Here is a 26,672-nt window from a genome sequence, read left to right as displayed (position 1 = left end):
ATCTCCGGGCGATGCGTGAAGTGGCGCGCACGCCGTTGCGGCATTATGTTTCTGACGTCGAATTCACGGATGGAGGGCAGGATGGACCCAGAGCCTCGCTCGGCCAAAGGCCGCCGTACGCGAGCCCGCCTCGTGGAGGCCGGCAAGACCGTGTTCGAACGCGATGGCTTCCTGCAGGCGCGGATCACCGACATCGCCACCGAGGCGAACGTCTCGCACGGGTCGTTCTACCACTACTTCGATTCCAAGGAGTCTCTCTTCCGGGAGATCGCCGAGGAGGTCGAGGTGCGCCTGGTCTCCATGGACGACATCGCGCAGGACCTGACCGAGAGCGCCGGGCCCGTCGACCGCATTCGTGCCGCCAACAAGGCCTACCTGGCGGCGTACCGCAAGGAGGCCAAGATCATGCGGGTGATCGAGGAGGTCAGCCGCTATGACGATGAGGTCCGCAAGGTGCGGTCCAAGCGCGACGACTACCTGGCGGCCCGGCTCGAGTCGGCGATCAAGCGGTTGCAGGCCGACGGACTGGCCGACCAGCGCATCGACGAACGGTACGCCGCCACCGCGCTCGGCGGCATGGTCGCCAAGTTCGCCGAGATGATGTTCATCGGCGGTGCGCGCTTCGACATGAACACGGCGGTGGAGCAGCTCACCTACCTGTGGGCCAACGCGCTGGGCCTGGTCCCCACCGCCGACCAGAAGGTCCCCGCCAAGAGCGCGACCGCCTGAGCCCGGCCGCGCTCGCCGTCCCGCCGATCGTGGTCGGCGTCCCCGCCGGACGCCGACCACGACACGCGCACCGTCAGGTGGCCGTCCGTTCGAAGACGACCGCGATGCCCTGGCCGCCGCCGATGCACAACGTCTCCAGGCCGTACCGCGCTTCGCGCCGGTCCATCTCGTGCAGCAGGGTCGCGACGATGCGCGCTCCGGTGGCCCCCACCGGGTGACCGAGCGAGATGCCGGAGCCGTTGACGTTCAGCCGCTCGAAGTCGGCCTGGGCGAAGCCCCATTCCCTCGTCACCGCCAGCGCCTGCGCGGCGAACGCCTCGTTCAGCTCGATGAGGTCCATGTCGGCCAGCGTCAGCCCGGCGCCGTCCAGGGCACGCTGCGTGGCCGGCACCGGTCCGATGCCCATGACGTTCGGCGGGACGCCGGCGACCGCGGTCGACACGACGCGCGCGAGCGGCCGCAGCCCGTTCGCGGCGGCGAACTCGGGAGTCGTCACCAGGCAGGCCGCGGCGCCGTCGTTCTGGCCGCTGGCGTTGCCCGCCGTGACCGTGGAGCCGGGGTCCTGCTTCGCCATGACCGGGCGGAGGGCGGCGAGCGCCTCGGGCGAGACGTCGCGGCGCGGGTGCTCGTCGGTGTCGACCACCGTCTCGCCCTTCTTCGTGCCGACCCGGACGGGGACGATCTCCTCGGTGAACGCGCCCCGGTCCTGCGCGTCCAGCGCACGCAGGTGCGACCGGTAGGCCAGCTCGTCCTGCTCCTCGCGGCCGATCTCGTACTCGCGGCGCAGGTTCTCCGCCGTCTCCAGCATGCCGCCGGGCACGGGATGGAACCGGCCGCCGGCGGTCGTGCGCCCCCGCGTCAGCGTGTCGGTCAGCGTGATGTCGCCGGCGCGCGATCCCCAGCGTGCGGTCAGGGAGTAGTGCGGCGCCTGCGACATGTTCTCGGCGCCGCCCGCGATGATCGCCTGCGCCGCGCCGGACCGCACCATCGCGGCGGCGTACACCACGGCCTGGAGGCCGGAGCCGCACCGCCGGTCGATCTGGACGCCGGGGACCGTCGTCGGCAGCCCGGCGTCGAGGGCCACCACGCGGCCGAGCGCGGGCGCCTCGGCGGTGCCGTAGCAGTGGCCGAACACCACGTCGTCGATGAGCGCCCCGTCCAGGCCCGCGCGCTCCATCAGCGCCCGGACGACGGTCGAGCCCAGCTCCTGGACCGGCACCGTCCGCAGGGCGCCGCCGAACCGGCCGATGGCGGTCCGCACCGGCAGGCAGATCACAGCCTCGTTCATGTGTCTCCTTGTGATCGGGAAGGATGTCCGCCGCGCCGGATCACACCGCGCCGGACTGGCGGAGCAGGTCCTGGCCCTCGGGGGTGAATCCCAGCTCCGTGAGGATCGCGGCGGTGTGCTCGCCGAGGCCGGGAACATCCTCCAGCGGCGTGTCCCAGGCGGCGGTGATGACGGGTGGGAGCAGCGAGGCCAGCGGCCCGGCCGGCGAGCCGACCTCCTGCCAGCGACCGCGCGCGGTGAGCTGGGGGTGGTCGACGACCTCGGTGACCCGGTTGAACTCGGCGTTGCCGATGCCGGCCGCGTCGGCCCGCGCGCAGATCTCGGCGAGGGGCAGGTCCGAGGTCCACGCGGTGACGGCCTCGTCGAGCCTTCCACGCTGGCCGCACCGTTGCGGGGTGGTGGCGAGACCGGGGTCGTCCGCCAGGTCCGGCCGTCCGATGAGGTCACGGGCGAGCCGTTGCCATTCGGCGTCGTTGGTCGTCCCGAGGACGACGGTGCGCCCGTCCTTGGTCGGGTAGGCGTTGTACGGGGCCACGATCGGGGACGACATGCCGATCGGCGCCCGCTCCTCGCCGGTGTAACGGGCGTACAGCAGGGCGAAGCCGAGCAGGTCGGCGGCCGTGTCGAACATGCTGACCCGCAGGGCGGCGCCGGTGCCGGTGCGGGCCCGCCCGAGCAGGGCGGCCATGATCCCCGACGCGGCCTGCATCGCCGTGCCGATGTCGGCGATCGGGATGCCCGGTTTGGCGGGGGCGTCGGCCTGCCCGGTGGCCGCGCAGGAACCGCTCTCCGCCTGGACGAGCAGGTCGTAGGCGCGGCGGTGGTCGAGCGGCCCGCCGGTGCCGTAGCCGGAGATGTCGACCGCCACCAGCGACGGGAACCGTTCCACCAGCGTCGTGGCGTCCAGCCCGAGCCGGCGGGCCGACCCCGGCGCGAGGTTCTGCACGACGACGTCGGCGCGTTCGAGCAGCCGGTCGAGGACGGGCCGCGCCTCCGGCCGCTTGCAGTCCAGCGCCAGCGATCGTTTGTTGCGGTTCAGCCAGACGAAGTAGGTCGCCATGCCGTCGGCGGCCTCGTCGAACCAGCGGGTGAGGTCCCCTGAGCGCGGGTGCTCGACCTTGACGACCTCGGCGCCGAGATCGGCGAGCATCCGCGTGCAGTAGGGCGCCGAGACCGCCTGCTCGAAGCTCACCACGACGGTGCCGGCGAGGGGCGGCCCGGGGACGGGCGCCCGGTCCGGGCCTGGTCGATCGTGCATGGGAGTCCTCCGGAAGCGTGCCGAGTGCGACCACCCGAACGGCGAGCGTAACTTGACGTCGGTGTCGATAAAGCTCTTGGCGTCACCGTAGCGCATGGTCAGGGATTGACCAGGCAGTGCGGAGATTGTAATTTCGACGTCTATGTCAAATGCTTCGGAGGGGACGGCGCCCGGGGCGCGCCCGGACGGCGCGCGGGAGATCGGGACGGGGACCGCCCACCTCCTCGCGACCCGGACGGGCGGCGTGCTGACCCTCACTCTCAACCGTCCCGAGGTCCGTAACGCGTTCTCGCGGGAGATGCTCGAAGCGATGGCGGCCATGCTCGACGTCGCCGCCACGGCGGAGGACGTCCGCGTCGTGGTCCTCGCCGGCGCCGGGAACACCTTCTGCGCGGGCGGCGACCTCACCAAGCTCGCCGCCGGGGAGAGCATCTTCGGCCCGGCCGGCGACGCCCCCCTGCGGCTGGAGACCCAGCGGGCGCTCCAGCGCGCGACGGTCGTCCGGCTCCGCGAGCTGGGCAAGCCGTCCATCGCGCTGATCGCGGGGGCGGCGGTCGGGGCCGGCCTCGGCCTCGCGCTGGCCTGCGACCTGCGGTACGCCGCCGCGTCCGCGACGCTGCGCACCGGCTTCGGCCGGCTCGGGCTGGCCGGCGACTTCGGCTGCACCTGGTCCCTGAACCGGCTGGCCGGGCCCGCCCGCGCGCTGGAACTCCTGCTCCTCTCGCCGCCGCTGGACGCCGCCCGCGCCCGCGACCTCGGCCTGGTGAACGAGGTGGTCGCCGACGAGCGGCTCGGCGACCACGTCGCCCGGCTCGCCGGACACCTGGCCGCCCTCTCGCCGGACGCGGCGCGGGCCATGAAGGCGCATGTGGCGCGTGCCCAGGACCACGACCTCGCCGCCTGCGCCGACGCCGAAGCGGAGTGGCACGTCCGGCTCCTGGAGTCCGACGCCCACCGCCGGGCCGTCCTGGCACTGGCGCGCGGCACCGCCGCGGGCCCGCCCGCCACCACCGAGAACACGGGAGCTGAGAGAACATGACGAGTCTGGAAGGCCGGGTCGCGCTGGTGACGGGCGCGGCGCGCGGCATCGGAACCGAGATCGCCCGCCGGTACGCCCGCGCCGGAGCCCGCGTCGGTGTCCTCGACCTCACCGAGGACCTCACCCGCGACACCGTGGCCGCGATCGAGAAGGCGGGCGGTCAGGCACTGGGCCTCGGGGCGGACGTCTCCGACGCCGCGCAGGTCGAGGAGGCGGTGGCGCGGATCGTCCAGGAGTTCGGCGGCCTGGACATCGCGGTCAACAACGCCGGGGTCACCCGGGACAACCTGCTGTTCAGGATGACCGGGGACGACTGGGACACCGTGATGAACGTGCACCTGCGCGGCACGTTCCTCGTCACCCAGGCGGCTCAGCGGATCATGGTCGAGCGGCGGTACGGGCGGATCATCAACATCTCCTCGACCTCGGCCCTGGGCAACCGCGGCCAGGCGAACTACTCCGCGGCCAAGGCCGGGATCCAGGGCTTCACCCGCACGACGGCGATCGAGCTGGGGCCGTTCGGCATCACCGTCAACGCGATCGGCCCCGGCTACGTCGACACCGAGATGACCCGCGCGACGGCCGAGCGGATGGGCGTCGCGGCGGAGGAACGCCTCGCCGAGATCGCGGCCACGTTGCCCGTCCGGAGGACGGGGGAGCCCGCGGACATCGCGAACGCCGCGCTGTTCCTCGCCGCCGAGGAGTCGGGGTTCGTGACCGGGCAGGTGCTCTATGTCGACGGCGGCCGCTCGGTGCGCTGAGCGACCCGCCAGGACAGGAGTGGACGGACGAGGCGGCGGCGACCGGGCCGGCCGCCGTTCGAGGAGGACCGCGAAATGACCGACATGGCCGCACCGGCCGCGCCCGACGGCACGACCGGCGGCACGTCCGCCGGCGACGAGACGCTCACCGACGCGGAACTGCGCGCGGCGGTCCGGGAGGTCGCCGGACGGTTCGACGACGCGTACTGGGCCGAGACGGATGAGGAGACCAGGTTTCCCTGGGAGTTCTACGAGGCGTTCGCGTCGGCGGGCTGGCTGGGCATCGCGATCCCGCGCGAGTACGGCGGCGCCGGCCTGGGCATCTCGGCCGCGTCGTCGATGATGTACGAGATCGCGGCGTCCGGTGCCGGGATGAACGGCTGCAGCCCGTTCCATCTCACGATCTTCGGCCTCAACCTGGTGGCCCGGCACGGCGGCGAACGGCTCTGCCGCGAGTTGCTGCCCGCCGCCGCCACCGGCGACCTGCACGTCTGCTTCGCGATCACCGAGCCGGACGCCGGCTCCGACACCGGCCGCATCCGCACCTTCGCCCGGCGGGACGGGGCCGACTATGTGATCAACGGCCGGAAGGTCTGGATCACCAAGGCGGCCCAGTCGCAGAAGGCGGTGCTGCTGGCGCGCACGAGCGAGCCCCGGGAGGGGAAGCGGCGGACGGACGGGTTGTCGATGTTCGTGGTCGACCTGACCGGCGGTGAGATCGAGATGCGGGCGATCCCGAAGATGGGGCGCAACGCGGTCTCCTCCTACGAGCTGTTCCTGGACGACTTCCGCGTGCCCGGCTCGGCCCTGGTCGGGGAGGAGGGGCGCGGCTTCACCTACCTGCTGGACGGCATCAACCCCGAGCGGATCCTGCTCGCGCACGAGGCGCTGGGCATCGGCCGCGCGGCCCTGCGGCGGGCCGTGCGGTACGCGGGGGAGCGGGTGGTGTTCGACCGCCCGATCGGGCAGAACCAGGGGGTCGCCTTCCCGCTCGCCGAGGCGTCGATGCGCCTGGACGCCGCGGAACTGGCGGCACGGCACGCCGCCGCCCGATATGACCGCGGCGAGTCCTGTGGCAAGGAGGCGAACACGGCGAAGTTCCTCTGCGCCGACGCCGGATTCGCGGCGGCCGACGCCGCCGTCCAGACGCACGGCGGATTCGGCTATGCGCGCGAATACCACGTCGAGCGCTATTTCCGGGAATCACGCCTGATGCGCATCGCCCCGGTCAGCCAGGAGATGGTCCTGAACTACATCAGCGAGCACGTCCTCGGCCTGCCCAAGTCCTATTGACGGAGAGACGCATGCGCATCGCCATTCATTCGGGCCTGACCATGCGCGGCACCATCGAGGGTGTCGTCGAGGAAGTGCGCAAGGTCGCCGAATACGGCCTGGCCGGTTACTGGGCGCCGATGCTCACCGGGCACGACACGCTGACAGCGTTCGCCGTCGCCGGCCGGGAGGTCCCGGAGGTGGAACTGGGGACGGCCGTCGTGCCGATGCCGCTGCGCCCGCCCTTCGCCCTCGCCCAGCAGGTGGCGACCGTGCAGGAGGTGCTCGGGGGCCGGCTGGCGCTGGGCCTGGGCCCGTCCCATGAGGCGCTGGTCAGGGACGTGTTCGGGCTGGAGTGGACGCCGCCGATCGCGGCGACGCGCCGCTACGTGACGGAGCTGGCGGCGCTCATGACCGGCAGGGCGGGCCAGGGGCGCCGGATCGCCGTCGCCGGAGACCCGCCGCCGATCCTCCTGGGTGCGGTCAACCCGGGGATGGCCCGGCTGGCCGCGGACGTGGCCTCCGGTGTTGTGACCTGGGCCGCGGGGGCAAAGACGATCACGGAGGTGATCGTCCCGGCGGTGCGCGAACGGCCGGACGGCGCGCCGTTCCGGATCACGGCGGCCCTGCCGGTGTGCGTGACCGGCGACGCCGGCGGCGCGCGCGATCTCGTCCACCGCAGGCTGGGCGCCAACGACCGTTTCCCCTCGTACCGGAAGGTGCTGCGCCGGGAGGGCGTGGACGGTGTCGCCCAGCTGGCGGTGGTCGGTTCGCCCGCCGAGGTCGGGCGCCGGCTCGACGAGTTCGCCGAAGCCGGTGTCACCGACTTCGCCGCGCACGTGCTGTCAGAGTCCGATGTCGATACCGAACGCACGTGGACGTTCCTCGCCGACCGCGCGTCGGCCCCTTGATGGGCAGGTCATGCGGGGTCGGGGACCATTGACGTGGTTCAGGACACACCTATATTGTGACGTCGAAGTCAATTTTCTGTCCCGCGGCTGCGGGGTGCCCGCGGCTGCGCCGGTGCCCCGGCGGAGAAAGGGAGCGACGTTGTGAGCGTTGTGGCCCAAGCTGTCGAGGGCACCATCGTGACCGGGGCGGTCTACGGACTGGTCGGCGTCGGGTTCACGCTGCTGTTCCGCGCCTCGAAGGTCCTGAGCTTCGCCCAGGGCGGCTTCATGCTGCTCGGCGCGTTCATCTTCTACTCGATGGTGAACGGCGACCGGCCCTTCCTGCCCGCGGTGCTCGTCACGGTGCTCACCGTCGCCGCGTTCAGCGCGCTGGTCTACATTCTGATCTTCGCGCGGGTCGCGGCCCGGGAGGCGTTCGCCACCTCGGTGGCCACGATCGGGCTGGCGGGCGTCCTGCAGGCCGCCGTGGCGATCAAATACGGAACCGCGCCGCTCAGCCTGCCCGACGTGGTGTCTTCGCACGCCTACCGGTTCCTGGGGGCGGTGGTGCCCGTCGCCGACATCGTGGCGGTCGCGATGGCCGTGATCGTCGTCGCGGTCCTGATGCTGACCCTGCGGCACACCCAGCTCGGGCTGCGGATGAACGCCGTGGCGGACAACGCCACCCTGGCGGTGCACCTGGGCATCAGCTCGGCCCGGATCGCCACCGTGGCCTGGGCCCTGGCCGGAGCGACGGCCGGTCTGGCGGGCATCGCCTTCAGCATGCGGTCCGCGGTCGACCCGGTCGGAGTCGCCAACATGGGCCTGCTGGCGTTCCCGGCGATCATTCTCGGCGGGCTCGGCTCGATCGGCGGCGCGCTCGCCGGCGGGCTGATGCTCGCGGCCGTCCAGAACGCCGTGCGGATCGGCATCGGGGCGAGCTGGGTCGACCTGTTCTCCTTCGCGATCATGCTGGCGATCCTGTTCTTCCGCCCGTCCGGGCTGTTCGGCAAGGCGGAGGTCGTGCGGCTGTGACCGGCAACGTCATCAGGACCCCCGCACCGGGGACGGCGGGCCGCGCGTTCGGCCGCGTGCTCGGCAGGCAGGGGAGCGGCACCCAGCTCGTGCTGGGCGCCGGGCTGCTCGCCGCCGCGCTCTGGGCGCTGAACGGCGGTCCCTTCCTCAACCTGGTCGGCCAGGCCTGCGCGGTCTACGCCGTCGCCGCGATCGGGCAGTCCGTGCTCATCGGCAGTGCCGGGCAGATCGCGCTCAGCGGCGCCGCCTTCATGGCCGTCGGCGCGTTCGTCACCGGAAGCCTGGCGGGAACGCCGCTCGAGACGTTCCCCTTCCCCCTGCTGATCTGCGCCGCGGTGGGCTGGGCGGTCGGCCTGGTCTCGGGACTGCCCGGGTTGCGGTTCCGGGGCCTCTACCTGCTGCTGGCCAGCCTCGCGCTGCAGTTCATGGTGACGGCGCTGACCAAGAACTACCAGTCGGCCTACCACCCCGCCGGGCTGGAGGTGCCGCCCCTGCACATCGGCCCGCTGGACGTCTCCACCGGCCAGTCGTTCTACCTCACGCTGATCGGCATCCTCGCGGTCGTGTACCTCGGCGTCGCGCTGATCGAGCGCACGGGGGTGGGGCTGGCGTGGAGGTCGATCCGCGAGAGCGAGGAGGCGGCGGCGGTCAGCGGCATCGACGTCGTGCGCTGGAAGCTCTACGCCTTCGCGCTGAGCGGGGCGATCACGGCGGTGGCCGGCTGCCTGATGGCCTATCTCGTCGGGCGGGCGGACTACGAGACCTACAACCTCAACCTGTCGATCGCGCTGATCACGATGATCTACATCGGCGGCATCCGGTCCCGGCTGGGCGCCCTGACCGGCGCGGTGATCATCACCGCGCTGCCGTACATCCTGCAGTTGCGGCTGCCGGACTGGCTGAGCCGGGCCGGGCTCGACGCGGCCTGGTACACCGACAACCAGAGCATCGCCAACGCCGGCCTGTTCAACCTGCTCTTCCTGCTCGTCGTGCTCTTCGAACCCGAGGGGATCCAGGGGTTGCTCGGCAGGGCGGAACGGTCGCTGCGGCGCGCCGTCGGAGGCCGCCGCACCGCACGATTGGTGGAGTCGCCGGAATGACGGACGCGCTGCTCACGGTGCGGGACCTCGTGGTGAGCTACGACGGCGGCCCACCGGCCGTGTCGGGCTACCACGTCGATCTGACACCCGGAACCCTCACGGTCATCCTCGGCCGCAACGGCGCGGGGAAGACCAGCACCCTGCGCGGCATCACCGGATTCCTCGCGCACGAGTCCGGCACCTCCCGGGGGACGATCTCGGTCCGCGGACGGGTGGTCAGGCGCCCCAGCCCGCTGCGCCTGTCCAAGCTCGGCGTGGGCCTGGTGGCCGACCGGCACAAGGTCTTCGTCAACATGGCGGTGCAGGACCAGCTGCGGCTGGTGACGTCCCGCGGGCAGGACCTCGACGAGATCTACGACTTCTTCCCGCGGCTGCGCGAGCGCCGCGAGGTCCGCGCGGGAGTGCTCAGCGGGGGAGAGCGGCAGATGCTCGCCACCGCGCTGGTGCTGCTGCGCAAGCCGGACGTGCTGCTGGTCGACGAGCTGTCCCTCGGCCTGGCGCCCGGCATGGTGCGCGAGCTGATGGGCCATCTGCGCCGACTCGCGGACGAGCGCGGGCTCACCATCCTGGCCGCCGACCAGGCCGTGCACGCCTCGTTGCACGTCGCCGACCGAGTCCAGGTCATGGACAGCGGGACGCTGGTGGCCGGAGGGCCGCTCGACTCGCTGGACATCGACGCCGTCCTCGACACCTACCTGGGGCGACATGAGCGATGACAGCCAGGGCGGGAGCGCCGCCCGTCCGCTGAAGGTCGACGGGGTCGACGTGGACCTCGGCGGTGTCCGGATCCTGCGGGGCGTGACCTTCGACGTGCGGCCGGGCGAGGTGTTCGGCATCGTCGGCCCCAACGGTGCCGGCAAGACGACCATCCTCAACGTTATCGACGGCGTCGTCCGGCCGAGCGCGGGAACGGTCCGATACGGGGACGTCGACCTGAGCCGGGTGCGCCCGCACCGCATGCGCGACCACGGGATCGGGCGCAGCCTCCAGTCCACCCACTACTTCCGGGACCTGACGGCGTTGCAGCTCGTCGCGCTCGGCGAGCTGCCCAACTCCGTCGCGGGCGCGCTGCGCTTCCGGGGTCACCGGAAGCGGCGGGAGGCGGAGAAGGCGGCCCGCCACACGGCGATGGACGTCCTCGAACAGTTCGGGCTGACGCAGTACGCGAACCGCCCCCTGAGCGAGCTGTCGAGCGCCGTGCAGAAGCTCGTCGACATCGCCCGTGCCGTCGTGTCGGGCGGCGAGCTGCTGCTGCTCGACGAGCCGACCTCCGGGGTGAGCGGGCACGAGCGCGGCGCGATCGGCGAGGCGCTGCGCCGGCTCCGGACCCTGGGCCGCACGATCGTGCTGATCGACCACGACCCCGGCTTCGTCACCGGCAACTGCGACCGCCTCATGGCCATGAACTTCGGCGAGGTCCTGGACGTGGGACTGCCGGACGAGGTGATGAACAGCGACGCGGTCAAACGCTCGTATCTCGGCGAAGCGGCAGATATCGATGTCGAAGTCGAGAAATCGTCATGACAGACCCCGGCTGGGAGGCGGCCTGGCGGCCACTCGTCGACCGCATCGGATCCGACCTCGACGAGCCGGGCGTGCGCTTCGGGCCCGACCCGGTGGAGGCGGGCGCGATCCGGCGGTGGCTGGAGCCGCTGGAGTTCGACTGCGCGCTGCACCGGGACGCCGAGGCGGCGCGCGCGCACGGCTGGCCGGACGTCATCGCGCCCTACACCGCGATGTGGACGTTCGTCCTGCCGGCCGTGTGGGAGCCCGGGGAGCGCCCCACGTTCGAGGACGGCTCACGGGACGCGCAGCCGTGGCGCAGCGTCATCTCCGACGACGTCTTCCCGGGTGCGCCGCCCACCTCGGGCATGTTCGGCACCGGCATCTCGATCGAGTTCGAGCGCCCGCTGCATGTGGGGGAGCGGGCGGGGTCGGGTCCGCGCCGGCTGCTGGACTGCGTGCCCAAGGAGACGAGGGTGGGCCGCGGCGCGTTCGTCACCTTCGACCGGCAGATGTTCGCCGACGGCGGTTCCGGCGGCGGACCGGAGCCGATCTGCCGGGTCGAGGCCCAGCTCTACCTCTACGACCCGGCGCCCGGAGCCGATCATGGCTGAGCCCGTCCGGCAGCGGTACGCCGAGGACGTCCGGGTGGGTGATCCGCTGCCCGGAGTGGCCCTGGCGCTTCCGGTGTATCGCCTGGTCATGGCCGCTGGGGCGACCCGCGACTTCACCGCGATCCACCACAACGACGAGGTCGCGCGGGCGAACGGCGCACCCGCCATGTACGCCAACGCGATCTTCCTCCAGGGCATGTGGGAACGGGCCCTGCGCGACTACATCGGCCCGGGCGGCACGATCCGGGCGATCCGCGGCTTCCGGATGGCGCGCTTCACCACCGTGGGCGGGACGGTCCGGGTCGAGGGCGAGGTCGTGGCGACCGGTCACCGCGACGGGCGGTCCGTCGTCGAGATCGAACTGCGGACGGTGGACGCCGGGGGCGTCGTGACGGTCGGGCCGGGAAGAGCCGAGGTCACGCTGCCGGGAAGGCCTTGACACCCCTCTGGCGTGCTTTTATTTTGTGACATCGAAGTCAAAAACAAGGATGTCCGTCCTGGGGCATCTCTCATCCACCCACCCCGTATCGATGACAAGGATGTTGCGATGCCCCGTCCACACCACGCCGTCGTCAGAGCCCTCGCCCTCGCCGGCGCGGGCGCCCTGCTCCTCGCCGGATGCGGCGGCGGCTCCGGCGGCGCCTCCGGAACCGAGTACAACTGGGGGATCAACGCCGAGCTCTCGGGCGCCACCTCCGCCTACGGCAAGACCCTCCAGCAGGGCATCCAGGCCTACGTCGACGAGGTGAACGCGGCCGGCGGCATCAACGGGCACAAGATCAAGCTGACCGCGCTGGACAACGGGGGCGAGCAGTCCCGCGCGGCGGCCAACACCACCCAGCTGGCCACCGCGCGCCAGGTGAACGCGATCTTCGGGAACGTGCTGAGCGCCAACTGCTCGGCGGCGCAGCCGATCGCGGTCCGCAACAAGGTGCCGCTGGCCTGCATCTCGGTCGCCGAGCCCAACCCCTACGTGTTCAGCATCGGGCCGGACAACGCGCGCGCGGCCCAGCCGCTGTTCGATGCGGCCAAGAAGGTGACCGGCAAGAGCAACCCGAAGACGGCCTTCGTCTACCTGAACACCCTCACCGACCTCGCGCTCGCCAAGAAGGTCAAGGCGCAGGCCGCGGGCGCCGGCATCGACCTGGCCGTGTCCGAGGAGGTCGACCTGATGTCGGCCGACTACTCCAGCCAGACCGCGAAGGTGGTCGCGGCCAAGCCCGACGTCGTCCTCATCTCCCACACCGGGCCCGGCCTGCTGAGCGTGCTGAAGGGCGTGCGCGCCGCCGGGATCGACGCGCCCCTGGTGTGGCTGGACGGGACCGCCAACCTCGCCTCGCTCTCCTCGTCCACGGACAAGAACCTCTACGCGATGACCGTGTACTCGCTGGTCGAGCCGGGCGCCACCCAGGAGGGGGCCAAGGCCTACACCGACGCGGTCAAGTCCAAGATCAAGGATCCCACCACCCTGATGGGCCTCAACGACGGTGAGGCGGTCATGGGGTACCTGAGCGCGCGGGCGTTCGGCGAGGCGATGAAGGCCTGCGGCCACCCCTGCTCCGGCGAGAAGCTCAAGGGGCAGCTGGAGAAGCTGCAGACCTCGATCCCGGGCATCGTCGACGCCTTCGGCTACACCGCCGGGGACCACTACCCGTTCAAGAACTGGTACCTCTACAACGTGGTCGGCTCCAAGGCCACGCTGACGCAGACCCTGGACGCCGGCTCCTCCTGAGCCGACGCCGCCTGAGGCCGCTTCGCCTGAGGCTGCGCCGCCTGAGGCCGCGCCGCCTGAGGCCGCGTTCCCCGGAGAACCCATCGGCCCGCGCATCCGCTCGACGCGGACGCGCGGGCCGATCCATGCCCGGAAGGGCTCAGCGGTAGTCGCCGCCCGCGAGGTAGCGCTCGAGCCTGGGAGCGCTCGCGGCCCGTGACACCAATTCGACTCTGATGTCAACATCAGGCAAAAGGTGGTAGCAGCCGCCGGCCCGCCGGCCGGCGCCGTCGAGGAGGGCCGCCTGCCACGCGCACCCGCGCTCCTCCAGGGCCGCCGACTCTCCCGGCACGTCGTCGCTCCACATGCCCAGGTGGTGGAGACCGGTCTTCTCCCACACGCTGTCGTCGACCCGTACCAGCAGCTCGATATAGGGCGGACCCTCGATGGACAGGACGAACGACTGGTCGAACGTCCGCGTTCCGGCGGGCGTGGCGAACTCGACCGGGAAGTGCTGAACGCGGCCCCACGTCACGCCCGCCGCCGCGCCGAACTGCTCCATCGCCGGCTCCAGGGCCGGGACGACGATGCCCACGTGGTAGATCCTCGGCGCGTTCATGGAGTTCTCCCCAAGTATTGACCTCGACGTCGAAACATACTTTGATGATAACGGCCAGCCCCGGGGGCGTGAAGCCGCCGGCCCGATTCCGATCACTGAAGGCATACGGTGACCCGAAGCTCTGCTCTCGAAGGCTGGGGCGTCCGGACGGTTCCCGCCGGTCTGGCCCAGCGCTACCGCGACGAAGGCTGGTGGACCGGAGCGTCCCTCGGCTCGATGGTGGCCGAAGGACTGGGCCACGCCCCGCACCTGCCCTTCCAGGTGCGTTCCAGAACGCGCCCCTACACCGGGACCCTCGCCGACGTGGACCGGGCTGCGCGCTCGCTCGCGTGGGCCCTGCGCGTCCGGGACATCGGCCCCGGCTCGGTCGTCGTGCTCCAGCTGCCCAACTGGGTCGAGGCCGCCATCACCTTCTGGGCCGCCACCTACGTCGGTGCCATCGTCGTCCCGGTGGTGCACTTCTACGGGCCCAAGGAGGTCGGCTACATCCTGGACGACACCCGGCCCGCGGTGATCGTCACGCCCGACGCCTTCGGCCGCACCGACCATCTGCGGCAGTACGAGCACCTCCTGGCGGCGCGGGACGACGACCCGCTGTGGCTGGTGGTGAGCGACCGCCCGGAGCGCGAGCTGCCGCGGGCCGCCACGTCCTTCCACCGGATGTTGTCGGCCGACCCCCTGCCGGAGCCGGAGGCCGTCGACCCGGACCAGCCGGCGGTCGTGGGCTTCACCTCCGGGACGACGCTCAACCCCAAGGGGGTCGTGCACAGCCACCGGACGATCGGCTGGGAGGCGCGCCAGGCCAACGGCTTCTACGGCAGGGGAGGGCCGCCGCAGATCGTCGGCACCCCGGTCGGCCACTTCATGGGGATGATCAACGCGTTCCTGGTGCCGCTGCTGCGATCCGAGCCGGTGCACCTGATCGACGTGTGGGACCCGGCCGAGGTGCTGCGGACGATGGGCGAGCAGGGGCTCGGCATCGCCGGCGGCCCGCCCTACTTCCTGACCAGCCTGCTCGACCACCCCGACTTCACCCCCGAGCACCTGGCCCTGATCCCGTACATGGGACTGGGCGGCGCGATGGTGCCGGAGGCGTTCACCGAACGGGCCACCAAGGAGGGCATCGCGGTCTACCGGTCGTACGGCAGCACCGAGCACCCCTCCATCACCGCCAGCCTGCTGGACGACGCGGCGGACAAGCGGCTGCGCACCGACGGCCGCCCTCTGCCGGGAGCCGAGATCCGCCTGGACGAGGCCGGGGAGATCCTCACCCGCGGCGCCGACTGCTTCATCGGCTACACCGACCCCGCGCTGACCGCCCGCGCGTTCGACGCCGACGGCTGGTACCGCACCGGCGACATGGGCGCGCTGGACGCCGACGGCTACCTCACCATCACCGACCGGGTGGCCGACGTCATCATCCGCGGCGGCGAGAACATCAGCGCCCAGGAGATCGAGGCGCTGCTGATCCGGATGGAGCGGGTCGCCGAGGTCAGCGTGGTGGCCGAGCCGGACACGCGCCTGGGCGAGCACGCCACCGCGGTCATCCGGCCGCACGATCCGGCGAGCCCGGTCTCGCTCGACGACGTGCGCTCCCATCTCGCCGACGCCGGCCTCGCCCGGCAGAAGTGGCCCGAGTCGGTGTACCTGGTCGCGGACTTCCCGCGGACGGCCACCGGCAAGATCCAGAAGTTCCGCCTGCGCGAGCAGGTGCGCGACGGCTCGCTGAACGGCACACGGTGACGTGCCCGCAGAAAGAGGAGAAGGCATGGAACCGTCGGGATACCTCGACCGGCCGGACTACCGCGTGGACGTGCTCCGTCAGCGCAACCTCGTCCGCGTGACGCACGAGGGCGTCGTGCTCGCCGAGACGAGGGCCGCGCTCCTGGTCGCCGAGCAGGACCACGGGCTCGTCCTCTACGTCCCCCGGGCGGACGTGCGGTCCGAGCGGCTCGCCCCCTCCGACCACACGTCGCGCTGCCCCTTCAAGGGGCGGGCGAGGTACTGGCGGCCGCGGGACGGCGCCGAGCCCGTCGCCTGGGAGTACCCGGAGCCGTACCCCGAGGTCGCGATCCTCCGCGACCACGTCGCCTTCTACCAGGACCGGACCGTCGTCCAGATCGGCACCGCCGACCCGGTCACCTCAGCACCCGCCCCCCGCCCCTGAAACAGGGAGATCCCATGCGCCGAGTCCTCAGCATCGCCGCCCTGGCCGCCGTCACGGTGGCCGCCGTCACCTCCTGCTCCGAGTCCGGCTCGGACGACGAGTACGGCGCGGACCTCAAGGGCGAGCCCATCAACCTGTCGGTGATCGCCTCTGGGCCCGGCCCCATCTACCAGCCGGAGTTGCTGAAGGCCGCCAAGGCCGCGGTCAACGCGGTCAACGACGCCGGCGGTGTGAAGCCCGGCGGCGGGGGAGAGGCCCGGCCGCTCAAGCTGGTCGACTGCGAGGCCTCCACCGTCACCGACCCCAACGCCGCCACCAAGTGCGCGCGCGAGGCCATCGACAAGAAGGTGGTCGCCGGCATCGGCAAGTACGTGTCGTCGGACGCGGTCGTCCAGGCCTTCCAGGGCGCGAAGATCCCGCTCGTCGGCACGATGGTGCAGACCGGGCAGGACTTCACCAACGCCGCGTCCTTCCCGATCGTGGGCGGCTCGCCGATGCTCTCCGCCGCCACCGGCGCCGCGCTGCAGCAGGCCGGGGCCAAGACGGTGGCCGTCGTCACCGGTGACAGCCCGTCCGGGCGGCTGGTGCCCCAGTACGTGAAGGCCCTGCTCGCCTCGCCGGGCGACCTCAAGGGCGCCTACTACCTGCCGTTCGACGCCTCGGCCGACCTGACCTCGCACTTCAGCCAGATCGCCGGGGCACGTCCGGACGGGGTCGCGCTGCTGGCGTCGACCGACGTCACCACCAAGACGATCGTGGGGCTGCGGCAGGCCGGCTACCAGGGCAAGATCGCCGTCGTGGCGACGGCGGTGTCCGAGGCGTCCCTGGCCAAGATGGGCGACGCGGGCGAGGGCACCGTCGTCATCAGCGACTACGACGCGGTGACCAGCACCGGCAACCCGAAGATCAAGCAGTTCCTGGACGAGATGGCCAAGTACGCCGACGGCGACGTCGAGGGCACCGAGTTCGCGCTGAACGCCTGGGCGTCGGTCCACCTGGTCGCCCAGCGGCTCACCGGGAGCGCGGAGATCAGTGGCGCCGCGCTGACGAAGTCGCTGGAGGGCAGCAAGGTCTCCCTCGGCATCGCGCCCGACTTCACCTACGGCACGCCGAACTTCCTCAAGCTCCCGCGGATCCCGCGGGCCACCGTGCAGTTCCAGACGGTCAAGGACGGCAAGGTCATGGCGCCGGCCGGCGGCACGTTCACCGACCTCAACACCCTCGCGAAGCAGTAACCGGACCGGCCGGGAGCACTGCCCATGAACGACCTGTTCACCTTCCTCATCCTCGGCCTGTCGGTGGGGGCGGTCTACGCCCTCACCGCGCAGGGCCTGGTACTGATCTACCGCGGCAGCGGCGTGGTGAACTTCGCGCAGGGCGCCTACAGCATGATCGGCGCCTTCCTCTTCTACCGTGTCGCCGCAGACCTGGACCTGCCGCAGCCGGTCGCCTGGCTGCTCGCCCTGGGCGTGCCCGCGGTGCTGGGGGCCGCCACGCACCTGCTGCTGATGAAGTACCTGCGCCGGGCGTCGGCGCTGGTGCGGCTGGTCGCGACCCTGGGAGTGTTCGCCCTCCTGGTCGGGATCGGCTACCAGCTGTGGGGACGCGGGCAGGACCTCGTGGTCTCCCCGCTCCCGCACGACACGCACCATCTGTTCGGCGCGGACGCGGGGATCGGCGAGGACCGGTTCTGGGTCATCGCCATCGCGGCGGTGCTCACCCTGGGCCTGGTCGCGCTGTTCCGCTGGACGCCGTTCGGGCGCACGACCGAGGCGATCGCGGAGAACCCGGTCGCCGCGGCGGCGCTCGGCAAGTCGCCCGACAGGGTCGCCACGGCGAACTGGGTGCTCGGCGCCCTGCTGGCCTCGCTGGCCGGCATCCTGGTCGCGCCGATCCTGTTCCTCAGCGTCGAGGCGCTCGCCCTGATCGTGCTGCGCTCGCTGGCGGCGGCCCTGGTCGGCCGGTTCGTCTCGTTCTGGCGCACGCTGGCGGCGGCACTGGTCATCGGCGTGGTCGAGACCCTGCTGGGACGCTACATCGTGGACGAGGGCCCGCTGGCGCCCTTCGTCTCCGACGACCGGCTGCTGCTGGGCACCTTCACCGCCCAGTCGGTGTCGCACTCGGCGGCGTTCCTCATGATCGTCGTCGTGCTGTTCGTCGCGGGCCGCAACCTGCCGGTCCGGGGGGAACTGCTGGACCGGTTGCCGGTGCTGGGCTCGGGCCGGATCTCCTGGCCGGGCCTGCTGGTCGCGCTGGCGGTGACCATCGTGGTGATCTCCGTCGTGCCCGCCGCGTGGGCGGCCTCGATCCAGGTCAGCCTGGCGGCCGCGATGATCTGCCTGTCGCTGGTGGTGGTCACCGGGCTCACCGGGCAGATCTCGCTGGCGCAGATGGGGCTGGCGGGCACCGGCGCGTGGATCGCCGGCAAGCTGATGCAGGCGCAGTCATGGCCGTTCGTGCCGGCCCTGATCGCCGCCGTGGTCATCACGACCGTGGTCGGGGTGCTCGTCGCGGTGCCCGCGCTGCGCACCCGGGGCGTCAACCTGGCGCTGCTGACCTTCGGCCTGTCGGTCGTGCTGTCCCAGCTGATCCTTCAGAACCCGGCGCTCACCGGGGGGCTGGAAGGCATCGACATCGGCGGGCTGAACGTCTTCGGCTGGCCCATGGACGGCTTCGAGCATCCACGGCGGCTCGCCTTCGTCACGCTCGCGGTGCTCGTCGCGGTGTGCGTCGCCGTGGCGAACGTCCGGCGCGGCGGGAGCGGCCTGCGGCTGATCGCGCTGCGCAGCAACGAGCGGGCGGCCGCCGCGCTCGGGATCAACAGCGCGGCGATCAAGGTGTACGCGTTCGGGCTCGGCGCCGCGCTGGCCGCCCTCGGCGGCGTCTTCCTGGCGTTCCGGCAGCAGAACCTGGTGCTGACCGAGTTCTCGCCGTTCTCGTCGGTGCAGCTGGTCGTCTACACCGTCATCGGCGGGATCGGCTACGTGATCGGCGCGCTGGGCGGCGGCTCGTTCGCGCCCGGCGGCCTGGGCGGCCAGATCCTGCACTCCTTCGGGCTCGGCACCAACGTGCTGGAGATCGTCTCCGGTGCGATGTTGCTGCTGATCATCCTCGCCAACCCCAGCGGGATGGCCTTCGAGCAGGTCAGGGCCGTCACGATGGTCCGCGAACGCTGGGGGAGCGGACGGCGCGGCACGACCCCGCCCGCCCCCGCCGCCGAGGCCGCTCCCGAATCCGCTCCCGAGGCCGTCCGCGCCCCGGTCCCCGCGCCCCTTCCCGGGGACGGTGGCAACGGGTCGCGGCCGAAACGTCCGCCGAACGGCCGCGCCCTGGAGGTCACCGGGCTGAGCGTGCGCTTCGGACGGGTCCGCGCCGTCGACGAGGTGAACCTGCGCGTGGAGCCGGGCGAGGTGGTGGCGCTGATCGGGCCCAACGGCGCAGGGAAGACGACCGTCATCGACGCCCTGACCGGCTTCGTGAAGCCGGAACGCGGCGGCCGGATCCGGCTCGGCGACCAGGCCCTGGAGGACTGGGGTGCCGCGCGCCGGGCCCGTGCCGGGCTGGTCCGTTCGTTCCAGTCCCTGGAGCTCTTCGAGGACCTGACGGTGCTCGAGAACCTCCTGGTCACCTCGGCCGCCCCGCCGCTGCGGTACGTCACCGACCTGGTCCGCCCGCGCATGCCCGGCCTGACCGCCGCCGGTGAGGCCGCCGTCCAGGAGTTCGGGCTCGCGGGCGACCTGGAGCGGCTCCCCGACGAGCTGCCGCACGGGCGGCGCCGCCTGCTGGCCATCGCGCGGGCCGTGGCGTCCGATCCGGCCGTGCTGCTCCTGGACGAGCCCGCGGCGGGCCTGGGCGAGGAGGAGACCGCCGAATTGGCCCGCCTGGTCCGGCGGCTCGCCGGCACCCTGGGCATCGCCGTCCTGGTCGTCGAGCACGACATGGCGTTCGTGCAGACCTGCGCGGACCGCATCGCCGTCCTCAACTTCGGACGGCTGATCGCCGAAGGCGAGCCGGGCGCGATCCTGCGGGATCCCGCGGTGGTCGAGGCCTATCTCGGCTCCGGCCACGAGACGAGCGGCTCGGGGGTGCCGGGCGAGCTCGCGCGGCCGGAGCCGGGGAGGGCGTGAGACCCATGCTGCTGACAGTCGAAGGAGTGTCCGCCGGTTACTCCGGCGTCGACGTCATCCGCGATCTCGACCTGCACATCGACAAGGGCGAGGTCGTGGCCCTGCTGGGCCCCAACGGGGCCGGCAAGACCACCACGCTGCTCGCCCTCGCCGGGGTGCTGGCGCCGACGTCCGGGCGGATCCTCTTCCGGGACGCGCCGCTGCGCGGCGCCCTGCACCAGCGGGCGCGGCAGGGCATCTCCTACATCAGCGAGCAGGGGGCGGTCTTCAGCCGGCTGAGCACGCTGGCCAACCTGAAGCTCGGGTCCGGCAGCGTCGCGGACGCGCTCGCGCTCTTCCCGGAGCTGGAACCGCTCCTCAAGCGCCCCGGCGGCCTGCTCTCGGGGGGCGAGCAGCGGATGCTCGCCCTGGCCCGCAGCCTGGCGGCCAAGCCCGACCTGCTGCTGGTCGACGAGCTGTCGCTGGGGCTCGCCCCGCTCATCGTGACGCGGCTGCTCGAACGGCTCCGCGCGGCGGCCGACGCGGGCACGGCGGTGCTCATCGTCGAGCAGCACGCCACGCAGGTGTTGTCGGTCAGCGACCGCGGATACGTGCTGGGACGGGGTCGGCTGTCGATGTCGGGCACCGGAGACGAACTGCTCGCGTCGTCCGGCGTGCTGCGGTCGGCCTACCTGGGGACCGGCGCCGGCGAACCGGCCGGCTGAGACCAGGCACCGGCGGCCACCCCCCGAGGGCGGCCGCCGGTGTTCGCGGTGGGCGCCGCGTCGTGCGTGCTAGCGGGGGAGTCCGAGCCCCCGGCGGGCGATGATGCTCCGCTGGATCTCGCTCGTCCCGCCGTAGATCGTCGTGCCGAGGGAGAACCGCATCGCGTGCTCGACCCGCCCGCCCTCGGGCGCGGCGGGCGACAGGCGGCTGCGCAGGGCGTCCGGGCCGAGGAGGTCGAACAGGTCCTCCGCCGCGCGGGTGAGCGCCTCGGAGCTGAAGAGCTTGGACATCGGTCCCTCCGCCGGCGGGGCGACGCCCTGGCGCGCCATCGCCGCGGCTCGCCGCTGGAGCAGCAGGGAGACCTCGGCCTCGGTGGCGCACCGGCCGAGACGTTCCCGCACGTCCGGGTCGTCGATGCGCGGGCGGACCGCGCCTCCCGGCGCCGGGCGTCCGGGCGCCGAGCGCGCCCAGCCCTCCGCGGCTTCCAGCAGGCGCACCATCGAGGCGCCGAAGCCGGTCGAGTGCTCCTCCTGGAGCGCCTCGCCCAGCACGCGCCAGCCGCCGCCCACCTCGCCGATCCGCCAGTCGTCATGGACGCGCGCGTCGCGGTAGTAGGTGATGTTCGTCCGTTCGCCGGAGACGGTGCGCACCTCCTGGACCTCGATGCCGGGCTGGCCGAGGGGCATCAGGAACGTGGTCAGGCCCTCGTGCTTGGACGAGGTATCGGTACGCGCCAGCAGGAGGACATGGTCGCCGACGTGCGCGTTGGTCGTGAACATCTTCGAGCCGTTGACCACCCAGTGGTCGCCGTCGCGCACGGCGCGGGTCCGCGCGGCGGCCAGATCGGAACCGCACTCGGGCTCGGTGAACCCCAGCACGATGACGATCTCCCCGCGCACCGCCGGCGGGATGATCTCGGCACGCTGCCGGTCGTTCCCGCACCGCAGGACGGTCCGCGCCACCATGTGCGTCGTGCTGACCCCGTAGTACGGGGCCTCCGCCCTGCTCAGCTCCTCCTCCAGGACGCAGAAGCCGAGCGCGTCGCACGGCCGCCCGCCCCACTCCTCGGGCCAGCCCAGCGCGAGCAGCCCCGCCTCGTGCATGGCGCGGACGAAGCCGGCGTCGTGGGCGACACCGGTGCGATGGCACCGTTCGACCAGTTCGTCGGTCAGGTGCTGGTCGAGGAACGCCCTGACCTCCGCGCGCAGCGACTCGGCCTGTTTCCCTAGACGGAAGTCCACTGCCCCTCCAACGGTGCGGTGCCGTAGCGCCGGTCGGCCGCCCTGCGGTAGGCGGCGCGCGGCTCCAGGCAGACGGCGGCCCACGCGCGGGCGCGCCGGTAGTAGAGCTGGACGTCGTACTCGTCGGTGAAGCCGTAGCCCCCGTGGAAGTGCAGGCTCCGGTACGTGGCGTCGCGCGCCGTCTCGGTCGCGAACGCGAAGGCCATGGCCGCCAGCTCGGCGCGACGTTCCGGCTCCTCGTCGCACGCCCAGGCGGCCTCGTAGACGAGCAGGCGGGCGCCGTCCACGGCGGTGGCCGAGTCGGCGAGCGAATGGGCGACGGCCTGGAAGGAACCGATCGGAACGCCGAACGCCCGGCGTTCCTTGACGTAGGCGACGCCGATCTCGACCGCGCGGGCCGCGATGCCGACCTGGGCGGCGGCCGTGAGCAGGAGGAACTCGTCCAGGGCCGTCTCGAACGCGGCCTCGGCGTCCGGGCCCGCGGCGAGGATCTCGCCGTCCGGGGCCGGCGCCAGGTCGGCGAGGGGGAGCGAGCCGAGGTTCTCGATCGGGTCGCGGTCGCCGGCGGACCGGAGGAGCAGCAGCCGATCCCCGTCCATCACCAGCGCGTCATCGGCCACCGCACCGGCCGGGACCAGCGTGGCCACACCGTCGCGGACCCGGTGGAAAGCGACGGTCACGGTCCGTTCACCCGCCAGCGCCGCGGCGAGCGCCGACCGGGCGCGCGGCGTGCCGAGCCGGGCGAGCAGCCGCGCGGCGACCTGCGCCTCGACGATCGGCACGGGAGCGACGAAACGTCCCTGCACCTCGGCGACCAGTGCCAGATCGAGGGGCGTGCCGCCCCAGCCGCCGGCCGCCTCGGCGACGGCCATGGTCACGATCCCGGCGGACCGCACCGCGTCCCACAGGCCGGGGTCGAATCCGAGAGGCTCGGCCGCCCGGACCCTGGACGGAGGGGAGGCGTCGCCGAACAGGGCGGTGAAGGAGCCGACGAGCTGGCGTTGCTCGTCGTTCAGGCCGACATCCAAGCTGCACCCATCCTCGTCGTGTCATGCGGGGACGACGCCGCGCCGCGTGGCGCGCACGCCGTTCAGTTCCGCGTCCCACGCGTCGGCCGGGACGCCCGCCGCGCGCAGCGGCCCTTTCGTGATCTTGTTGGACGCCGACCTCGGCAGTTCGGGGACGAAGGCGATGAAGCGGGGGACGGCGAAGTAGGGCAGGCGTTCCGCCAGGTACCGGAACAGGTCCTCGGGATGGGGCGGCCCCTCGGGGTGGGGGACCGCCAGCAGCAGGACCTCCTCCTCGCTGTGCTCGCTGGGCACCCCGACCGCCGCGGTCTCGGTGACCTGCCCGTGGGTGTTCGCCGCGGCCTCGACCTCCAGCGAGGAGATGTTCTCGCCGCGGCGGCGGATGTTGTCACGGATGCGGTCGACGAGGAAGAACTCGCCGTCCGGCGTCCTGCGGACGGCGTCCCCGGTGTGGAAGTAGGAGTTCCGCCACGCCGCCGCCGTGGCCTCCGGCCGTCCGACGTAGCCCTGGAACATCGTCCACGGCTCGTGCGGGCGGATGACCAGCTCGCCGATCCGCCCGTCCGGCACCGGCCGGTCGTGCTCGTCCACGACCAGCGCGTCGAACCCGGGGCGCACCCATCCCAGCCCGCCGGCGCCCGACACGCCCTGCGGGGCGGCGAGCGGCGTGCCGGCCTCGGTGCTGCCGTACCCGGCGCAGTAGGCGACCCCGAACCGCGAGCAGAACGCGTCGACGTCCGCCGGCACCGGCGCCAGGCACACCTTGCGCAGGCCGCTCGCCCGCTCCTGCGGACCGGGCGGCCGAGCCTCCAGGAAACGTGCCATGGCGCCGGTCAGCACGGCGAACGTCGAGCCGCTCCGGGCGATGTCCTCCCAGAACCCCGACGCCGAGAACCGCGGCGAGACGTACGCGCGCGCACCCACGATCAGCGCGTTGTAGACGCCCCACAGCTGACCGCCCACATGGAACAACGGCATCGCGACGTAGCTGGTGTCGTCCGGCTCGACCGCTCCGATGTACACCGGGCTCGCGTAGCCGTAGGCCTGGGCGTGCGGGACGAGCACGCCCTTGCTGGCCCCGGTCGTCCCGGAGGTGTAGAAGACCGCCGCGATGTCCCAGGGGCGGGCGTCCGCGACCACGGGCTCGCCCTCGGGGACCTCGAACCGGCCGAGGCCCGACGCCGCCGGGTGGCGCGTGATGACGCGGCCGCGCAGCCGCCCGCCGTCGGCGGCGGCGAGGCGGTCGAGGTAGTGGGGTTCGGTGATCGCCGCGACGACCCCGCTGTCGTGCACGACGTGGTCGAGGAAACCGCCGTCGAACGCGGTGTTGACCGGGACCTCGACCGCGCCCGCGCAGGTGACGGCCAGCCACGCGAGGACGGCGTCCACGTGGTTGTCGAGCATCAGCAGGACACGGTCGCCTGGATCGATGCCGTAGGCGCGCAGGCCTCCGGCGAGACCCGCCGCCTCGGACAGCAGCGGGCCGTAGGCCAGTTCGACCCCGGGCCCCGCGAGCGCGGGCCGGTCGGGGTGCCGCTCGGCCTGCTCCCGGAGCACATGCACGACGGTGCGCTCGGCCAAGGGCGGAAGCGAACCTTCGAAGCGCGGTTTCACGACGCCTCCCCGTCATCGGAGGGCGTGCCGCCGGTCTGGAAGCGCAGCGTTCCACGTACCGCGACACGGCCCTTCTCGTTGGTGACCCGCGCGCGCACCGAACCGTCCCGGGCTGCGTCGAACTCGATGAGAAGCCGGTCCCGGTCGGACACCGGGCTCAGATACGACATCTCGGCCTCGACGAGAGCGCGGATTCCGGCGCCGTGGTGGAGACTGGCCGCGGCCCGCCTGGCGACGATGCCCAAGGTGACCTCGCCGGGAAGGGCGGGCGCGGACAACCCGAGTTCGCGTGCGCTGACCGGGTCGATGTGCATGGCGTCCTGGACGCGGCCGTCGGCGGTCAGTCCCAGGAGGGTGCGGAAGACCGCGGCCTGGTAGGGGCGGACGTTCTCGCTCACCGTGACCGTCCGGCCGCCGCCGCGCCCGCCGCTCTCCGTGCCGGTGGCCGCCGCCGGTGGTCGTCGCTCCGCTCCCTTCTCCCCGGCGATCCCCCCGGCGATCCGGAAGTGCACGTCGAGCGATGAGCGCGCGATCGGCTCGCCGGCCACGCGCGTCTCGACGTCGAGCGTGAGCACGAGCCGTCCGGGGGACCGCTCCTTGACGCCGAGGGTGGCCGACGCCCGCGCGTCATCGCACTCGGGGAGGAGCGGCCGGAGGAGGCGAACGCGGGTCGCGCGGGCGAAGGAGGGGAGGCCCGCCGGGAACGTTCCGGCGGCGAGATCGGTGAGGGCGTCATGCGCGAAGCGCGTCGCGAACGTGGGCAGCGCCGCGAAGCCGGGCGCCGCCTCCCACACGAGCGCGCGGTCGTTGCGGGCGTCGGCCCCGGTGGCGAGGGCATAGGTGATCGTGTCCCTGAGCGACCACCGCACCCGGTACACGCGCCGGCCCCAGCCGTCGACGAAGCGCAGGATCTCCGCAACACGGTCCGGCACGGCGCCTCCTCTCGTTCGCCGAGCAAACCCAATTTCGACGTCGTTGTCAATATAATCATCACGATGTGAAGCACGGGCGCCGCCACCGGAGGGGGGCGGGTCCGTGGAGACCGAGTCGGCTGGGAGTGGGAACGATGGGGACTGGCGAGCACCGGACGGCCGCGGACACACCGGCCAGGCCGTGGGATCAGGACGAACTGCTCCGGCTGATGGACGTCCAGCCGGACGGGCCGGGCCGGTACACGGCCCCCGCCCACGGAACCGCCGATCGGGCGGTGGTGGAGGCGGGGCAGCTTCTCGCGGACGCCGTCGTGGCGGCGTCCAAGGAGATCCCCGACCAGCGGGTCGCGTCGGCGTCGATGGTCTTCTCGCGGGCCGCCCGCCACGACGCGGGGATCACCATTGACCTGGACGTGCCGCACCGGGGCCGCACCTACTCCACCGTCCAGGCCCGGGTGACGCAGGACGGCAAGGTCCGCTGCGCGGGACTGATCCTCATGGGCGCCGACGCCGACGGCCTGATCGGCCACACCGCGCCGATGCCCGACGTTCCCGCGCCGGAGGAGGTGCCTCCCTTCGAGCAGCCCGGCATGCGGGTGGGGGGCCGGGAGCTTCGTGTCGTCGGCGACGCCTACGACTGGGATCCGGCGCACGTCGGCCCGCCGGAGATGTTCGTGTGGATCCGCTTCGCCGAGGCGCCACCGGCCGCCCGCCTGCACGCCGCGCTGATGACGCAGTCGGTCACGCACTGGACGATCGCGGCCGCGCTGCGCCCGCACGCCGGCTACAGCGAGGCGATGGCGCACAAGACGATCTCCACGGGCATCTCCAAGGCCACGATCGCCTTCCACGACGAGGTCGACGTCACCGAGTGGCTGCTCTACGCCACCCAGGTCGTCTACACCGGGCGCGGGTCCGCCCAGAGCGAGGGGCGCGTCTACAGCCGGTCGGGACGGCTGGTCGCGTCCACCGGCGTGCACGGCATGATCCGGCCCCTCGTCCACCGGCCCGGGGCCGCGGACATGCTTCTCTGACCTAC

General features: G+C 72.4%; 25 protein-coding genes. 18 read left to right on the top strand and 7 right to left on the bottom strand.

Annotated features, from left to right (window positions below; all coding sequences use genetic code 11):
* Nucleotides 1-81 precede the first annotated feature (81 nt).
* Entirely contained in the window at nt 82-729 is a 648-nt protein-coding gene (locus ABZ810_RS16845; protein WP_358403829.1) for a TetR/AcrR family transcriptional regulator, read from the top strand.
* 73 nt (nt 730-802) lie between these two features.
* Here ABZ810_RS16845 and ABZ810_RS16840 read toward each other — a convergent pair whose 3' ends face one another.
* On the bottom strand, nt 803-2,017 hold the full coding sequence (locus ABZ810_RS16840) for an acetyl-CoA C-acetyltransferase (RefSeq protein WP_358403828.1): 1,215 nt from the start codon (nt 2,015-2,017) through the stop codon (nt 803-805).
* A 40-nt stretch (nt 2,018-2,057) separates the two neighbouring features.
* Complete coding sequence (locus tag ABZ810_RS16835; RefSeq protein WP_358403827.1) at nt 2,058-3,275, bottom strand: CaiB/BaiF CoA-transferase family protein; 1,218 nt, start codon at nt 3,273-3,275, stop codon at nt 2,058-2,060.
* 142 nt (nt 3,276-3,417) lie between these two features.
* On the opposite strand from ABZ810_RS16835, the gene ABZ810_RS16830 reads away from it, so the two are divergent.
* The 11 genes from ABZ810_RS16830 to ABZ810_RS16780 all read left to right on the top strand — a co-directional run bounded on the left by ABZ810_RS16830 (nt 3,418) and on the right by ABZ810_RS16780 (nt 13,221).
* On the top strand, nt 3,418-4,314 hold the full coding sequence (locus tag ABZ810_RS16830; RefSeq protein ID WP_358403825.1) for an enoyl-CoA hydratase-related protein: 897 nt from the start codon (nt 3,418-3,420) through the stop codon (nt 4,312-4,314).
* Entirely contained in the window at nt 4,311-5,075 is a 765-nt protein-coding gene (gene fabG / locus ABZ810_RS16825; protein WP_358403824.1) for a 3-oxoacyl-ACP reductase FabG, read from the top strand. The genes ABZ810_RS16830 and fabG overlap by 4 nt, the downstream gene beginning before the upstream one ends.
* A gap of 75 nt (nt 5,076-5,150) precedes the next feature.
* A complete protein-coding gene (locus ABZ810_RS16820) occupies nt 5,151-6,368 on the top strand; it encodes an acyl-CoA dehydrogenase family protein (protein WP_358403823.1) in 1,218 nt (405 codons plus the stop codon).
* A gap of 11 nt (nt 6,369-6,379) precedes the next feature.
* The gene (locus ABZ810_RS16815) at nt 6,380-7,258 is read left to right on the top strand and encodes an LLM class flavin-dependent oxidoreductase (RefSeq protein WP_358403821.1); all 879 of its coding nucleotides are present in this window, start codon (nt 6,380-6,382) and stop codon (nt 7,256-7,258) included.
* A gap of 141 nt (nt 7,259-7,399) precedes the next feature.
* Complete coding sequence (locus tag ABZ810_RS16810) at nt 7,400-8,272, top strand: branched-chain amino acid ABC transporter permease (protein WP_358403819.1); 873 nt, start codon at nt 7,400-7,402, stop codon at nt 8,270-8,272.
* Nucleotides 8,269-9,372, top strand: a complete 1,104-nt coding sequence (locus tag ABZ810_RS16805; protein ID WP_358403817.1) for a branched-chain amino acid ABC transporter permease — start codon at nt 8,269-8,271, stop codon at nt 9,370-9,372. Before ABZ810_RS16810 ends, ABZ810_RS16805 begins: the two co-directional genes overlap by 4 nt.
* Nucleotides 9,369-10,088 (top strand): ATP-binding cassette domain-containing protein, encoded by a 720-nt coding sequence (locus ABZ810_RS16800; RefSeq protein WP_358403816.1) that lies wholly within the window; start codon nt 9,369-9,371, stop codon nt 10,086-10,088. The genes ABZ810_RS16805 and ABZ810_RS16800 overlap by 4 nt, the downstream gene beginning before the upstream one ends.
* Complete coding sequence (locus tag ABZ810_RS16795) at nt 10,078-10,896, top strand: ATP-binding cassette domain-containing protein (RefSeq protein WP_358403815.1); 819 nt, start codon at nt 10,078-10,080, stop codon at nt 10,894-10,896. The genes ABZ810_RS16800 and ABZ810_RS16795 overlap by 11 nt, the downstream gene beginning before the upstream one ends.
* Nucleotides 10,893-11,489: a MaoC family dehydratase N-terminal domain-containing protein gene (locus ABZ810_RS16790; protein ID WP_358403813.1), complete on the top strand. Its 597-nt coding sequence runs from the start codon at nt 10,893-10,895 to the stop codon at nt 11,487-11,489. The genes ABZ810_RS16795 and ABZ810_RS16790 overlap by 4 nt, the downstream gene beginning before the upstream one ends.
* Nucleotides 11,482-11,928: an acyl dehydratase gene (locus ABZ810_RS16785; protein WP_358403811.1), complete on the top strand. Its 447-nt coding sequence runs from the start codon at nt 11,482-11,484 to the stop codon at nt 11,926-11,928. Before ABZ810_RS16790 ends, ABZ810_RS16785 begins: the two co-directional genes overlap by 8 nt.
* A gap of 108 nt (nt 11,929-12,036) precedes the next feature.
* Nucleotides 12,037-13,221 (top strand): ABC transporter substrate-binding protein, encoded by a 1,185-nt coding sequence (locus ABZ810_RS16780; RefSeq protein ID WP_358403809.1) that lies wholly within the window; start codon nt 12,037-12,039, stop codon nt 13,219-13,221.
* A gap of 139 nt (nt 13,222-13,360) precedes the next feature.
* Here ABZ810_RS16780 and ABZ810_RS16775 read toward each other — a convergent pair whose 3' ends face one another.
* A complete protein-coding gene (locus tag ABZ810_RS16775; protein WP_358403807.1) occupies nt 13,361-13,819 on the bottom strand; it encodes a VOC family protein in 459 nt (152 codons plus the stop codon).
* A 108-nt stretch (nt 13,820-13,927) separates the two neighbouring features.
* Between ABZ810_RS16775 and ABZ810_RS16770 the strand changes: the two genes are divergently transcribed.
* From ABZ810_RS16770 to ABZ810_RS16750, 5 genes are read left to right on the top strand one after another with little or no spacing between them, the layout of a single operon-like run.
* On the top strand, nt 13,928-15,562 hold the full coding sequence (locus ABZ810_RS16770; RefSeq protein WP_358403806.1) for an AMP-binding protein: 1,635 nt from the start codon (nt 13,928-13,930) through the stop codon (nt 15,560-15,562).
* Between the two features lie 25 nt (nt 15,563-15,587).
* Nucleotides 15,588-15,986, top strand: a complete 399-nt coding sequence (locus tag ABZ810_RS16765) for a DUF427 domain-containing protein (protein ID WP_358403804.1) — start codon at nt 15,588-15,590, stop codon at nt 15,984-15,986.
* Nucleotides 15,987-16,000: 14 nt separating this feature from the next.
* Nucleotides 16,001-17,221: an ABC transporter substrate-binding protein gene (locus ABZ810_RS16760; protein WP_358403802.1), complete on the top strand. Its 1,221-nt coding sequence runs from the start codon at nt 16,001-16,003 to the stop codon at nt 17,219-17,221.
* 24 nt (nt 17,222-17,245) lie between these two features.
* Nucleotides 17,246-20,113 carry a branched-chain amino acid ABC transporter permease/ATP-binding protein gene (locus ABZ810_RS16755; RefSeq protein ID WP_358403801.1) on the top strand — a complete coding sequence of 956 codons (2,868 nt, stop codon included), beginning with the start codon at nt 17,246-17,248 and terminating at the stop codon, nt 20,111-20,113.
* A 5-nt stretch (nt 20,114-20,118) separates the two neighbouring features.
* The gene (locus ABZ810_RS16750; RefSeq protein ID WP_358403799.1) at nt 20,119-20,817 is read left to right on the top strand and encodes an ATP-binding cassette domain-containing protein; all 699 of its coding nucleotides are present in this window, start codon (nt 20,119-20,121) and stop codon (nt 20,815-20,817) included.
* A gap of 69 nt (nt 20,818-20,886) precedes the next feature.
* Here ABZ810_RS16750 and ABZ810_RS16745 read toward each other — a convergent pair whose 3' ends face one another.
* From ABZ810_RS16745 to ABZ810_RS16730, 4 genes are read right to left on the bottom strand one after another with little or no spacing between them, the layout of a single operon-like run.
* Entirely contained in the window at nt 20,887-22,059 is a 1,173-nt protein-coding gene (locus ABZ810_RS16745; RefSeq protein ID WP_358403798.1) for an acyl-CoA dehydrogenase family protein, read from the bottom strand.
* Nucleotides 22,044-23,087 carry an acyl-CoA dehydrogenase family protein gene (locus ABZ810_RS16740; RefSeq protein WP_358403796.1) on the bottom strand — a complete coding sequence of 348 codons (1,044 nt, stop codon included), beginning with the start codon at nt 23,085-23,087 and terminating at the stop codon, nt 22,044-22,046. The genes ABZ810_RS16745 and ABZ810_RS16740 overlap by 16 nt, the downstream gene beginning before the upstream one ends.
* A 21-nt stretch (nt 23,088-23,108) precedes the next feature.
* The gene (locus ABZ810_RS16735) at nt 23,109-24,668 is read right to left on the bottom strand and encodes an AMP-binding protein (protein WP_358403795.1); all 1,560 of its coding nucleotides are present in this window, start codon (nt 24,666-24,668) and stop codon (nt 23,109-23,111) included.
* Nucleotides 24,669-24,697: 29 nt separating this feature from the next.
* Nucleotides 24,698-25,633 carry a hypothetical protein gene (locus ABZ810_RS16730; protein WP_358403793.1) on the bottom strand — a complete coding sequence of 312 codons (936 nt, stop codon included), beginning with the start codon at nt 25,631-25,633 and terminating at the stop codon, nt 24,698-24,700.
* 134 nt (nt 25,634-25,767) lie between these two features.
* On the opposite strand from ABZ810_RS16730, the gene ABZ810_RS16725 reads away from it, so the two are divergent.
* A complete protein-coding gene (locus tag ABZ810_RS16725) occupies nt 25,768-26,667 on the top strand; it encodes an acyl-CoA thioesterase domain-containing protein (RefSeq protein ID WP_358403792.1) in 900 nt (299 codons plus the stop codon).
* Nucleotides 26,668-26,672 lie beyond the last annotated feature (5 nt).

The organism is Spirillospora sp. NPDC047279, from assembly GCF_040643285.1.
Lineage (GTDB): Bacteria > Actinomycetota > Actinomycetes > Streptosporangiales > Streptosporangiaceae > Spirillospora.
Note: the sequence above shows the minus strand (reverse complement) of the source record. Positions and strands in the feature narration are given on the sequence as shown.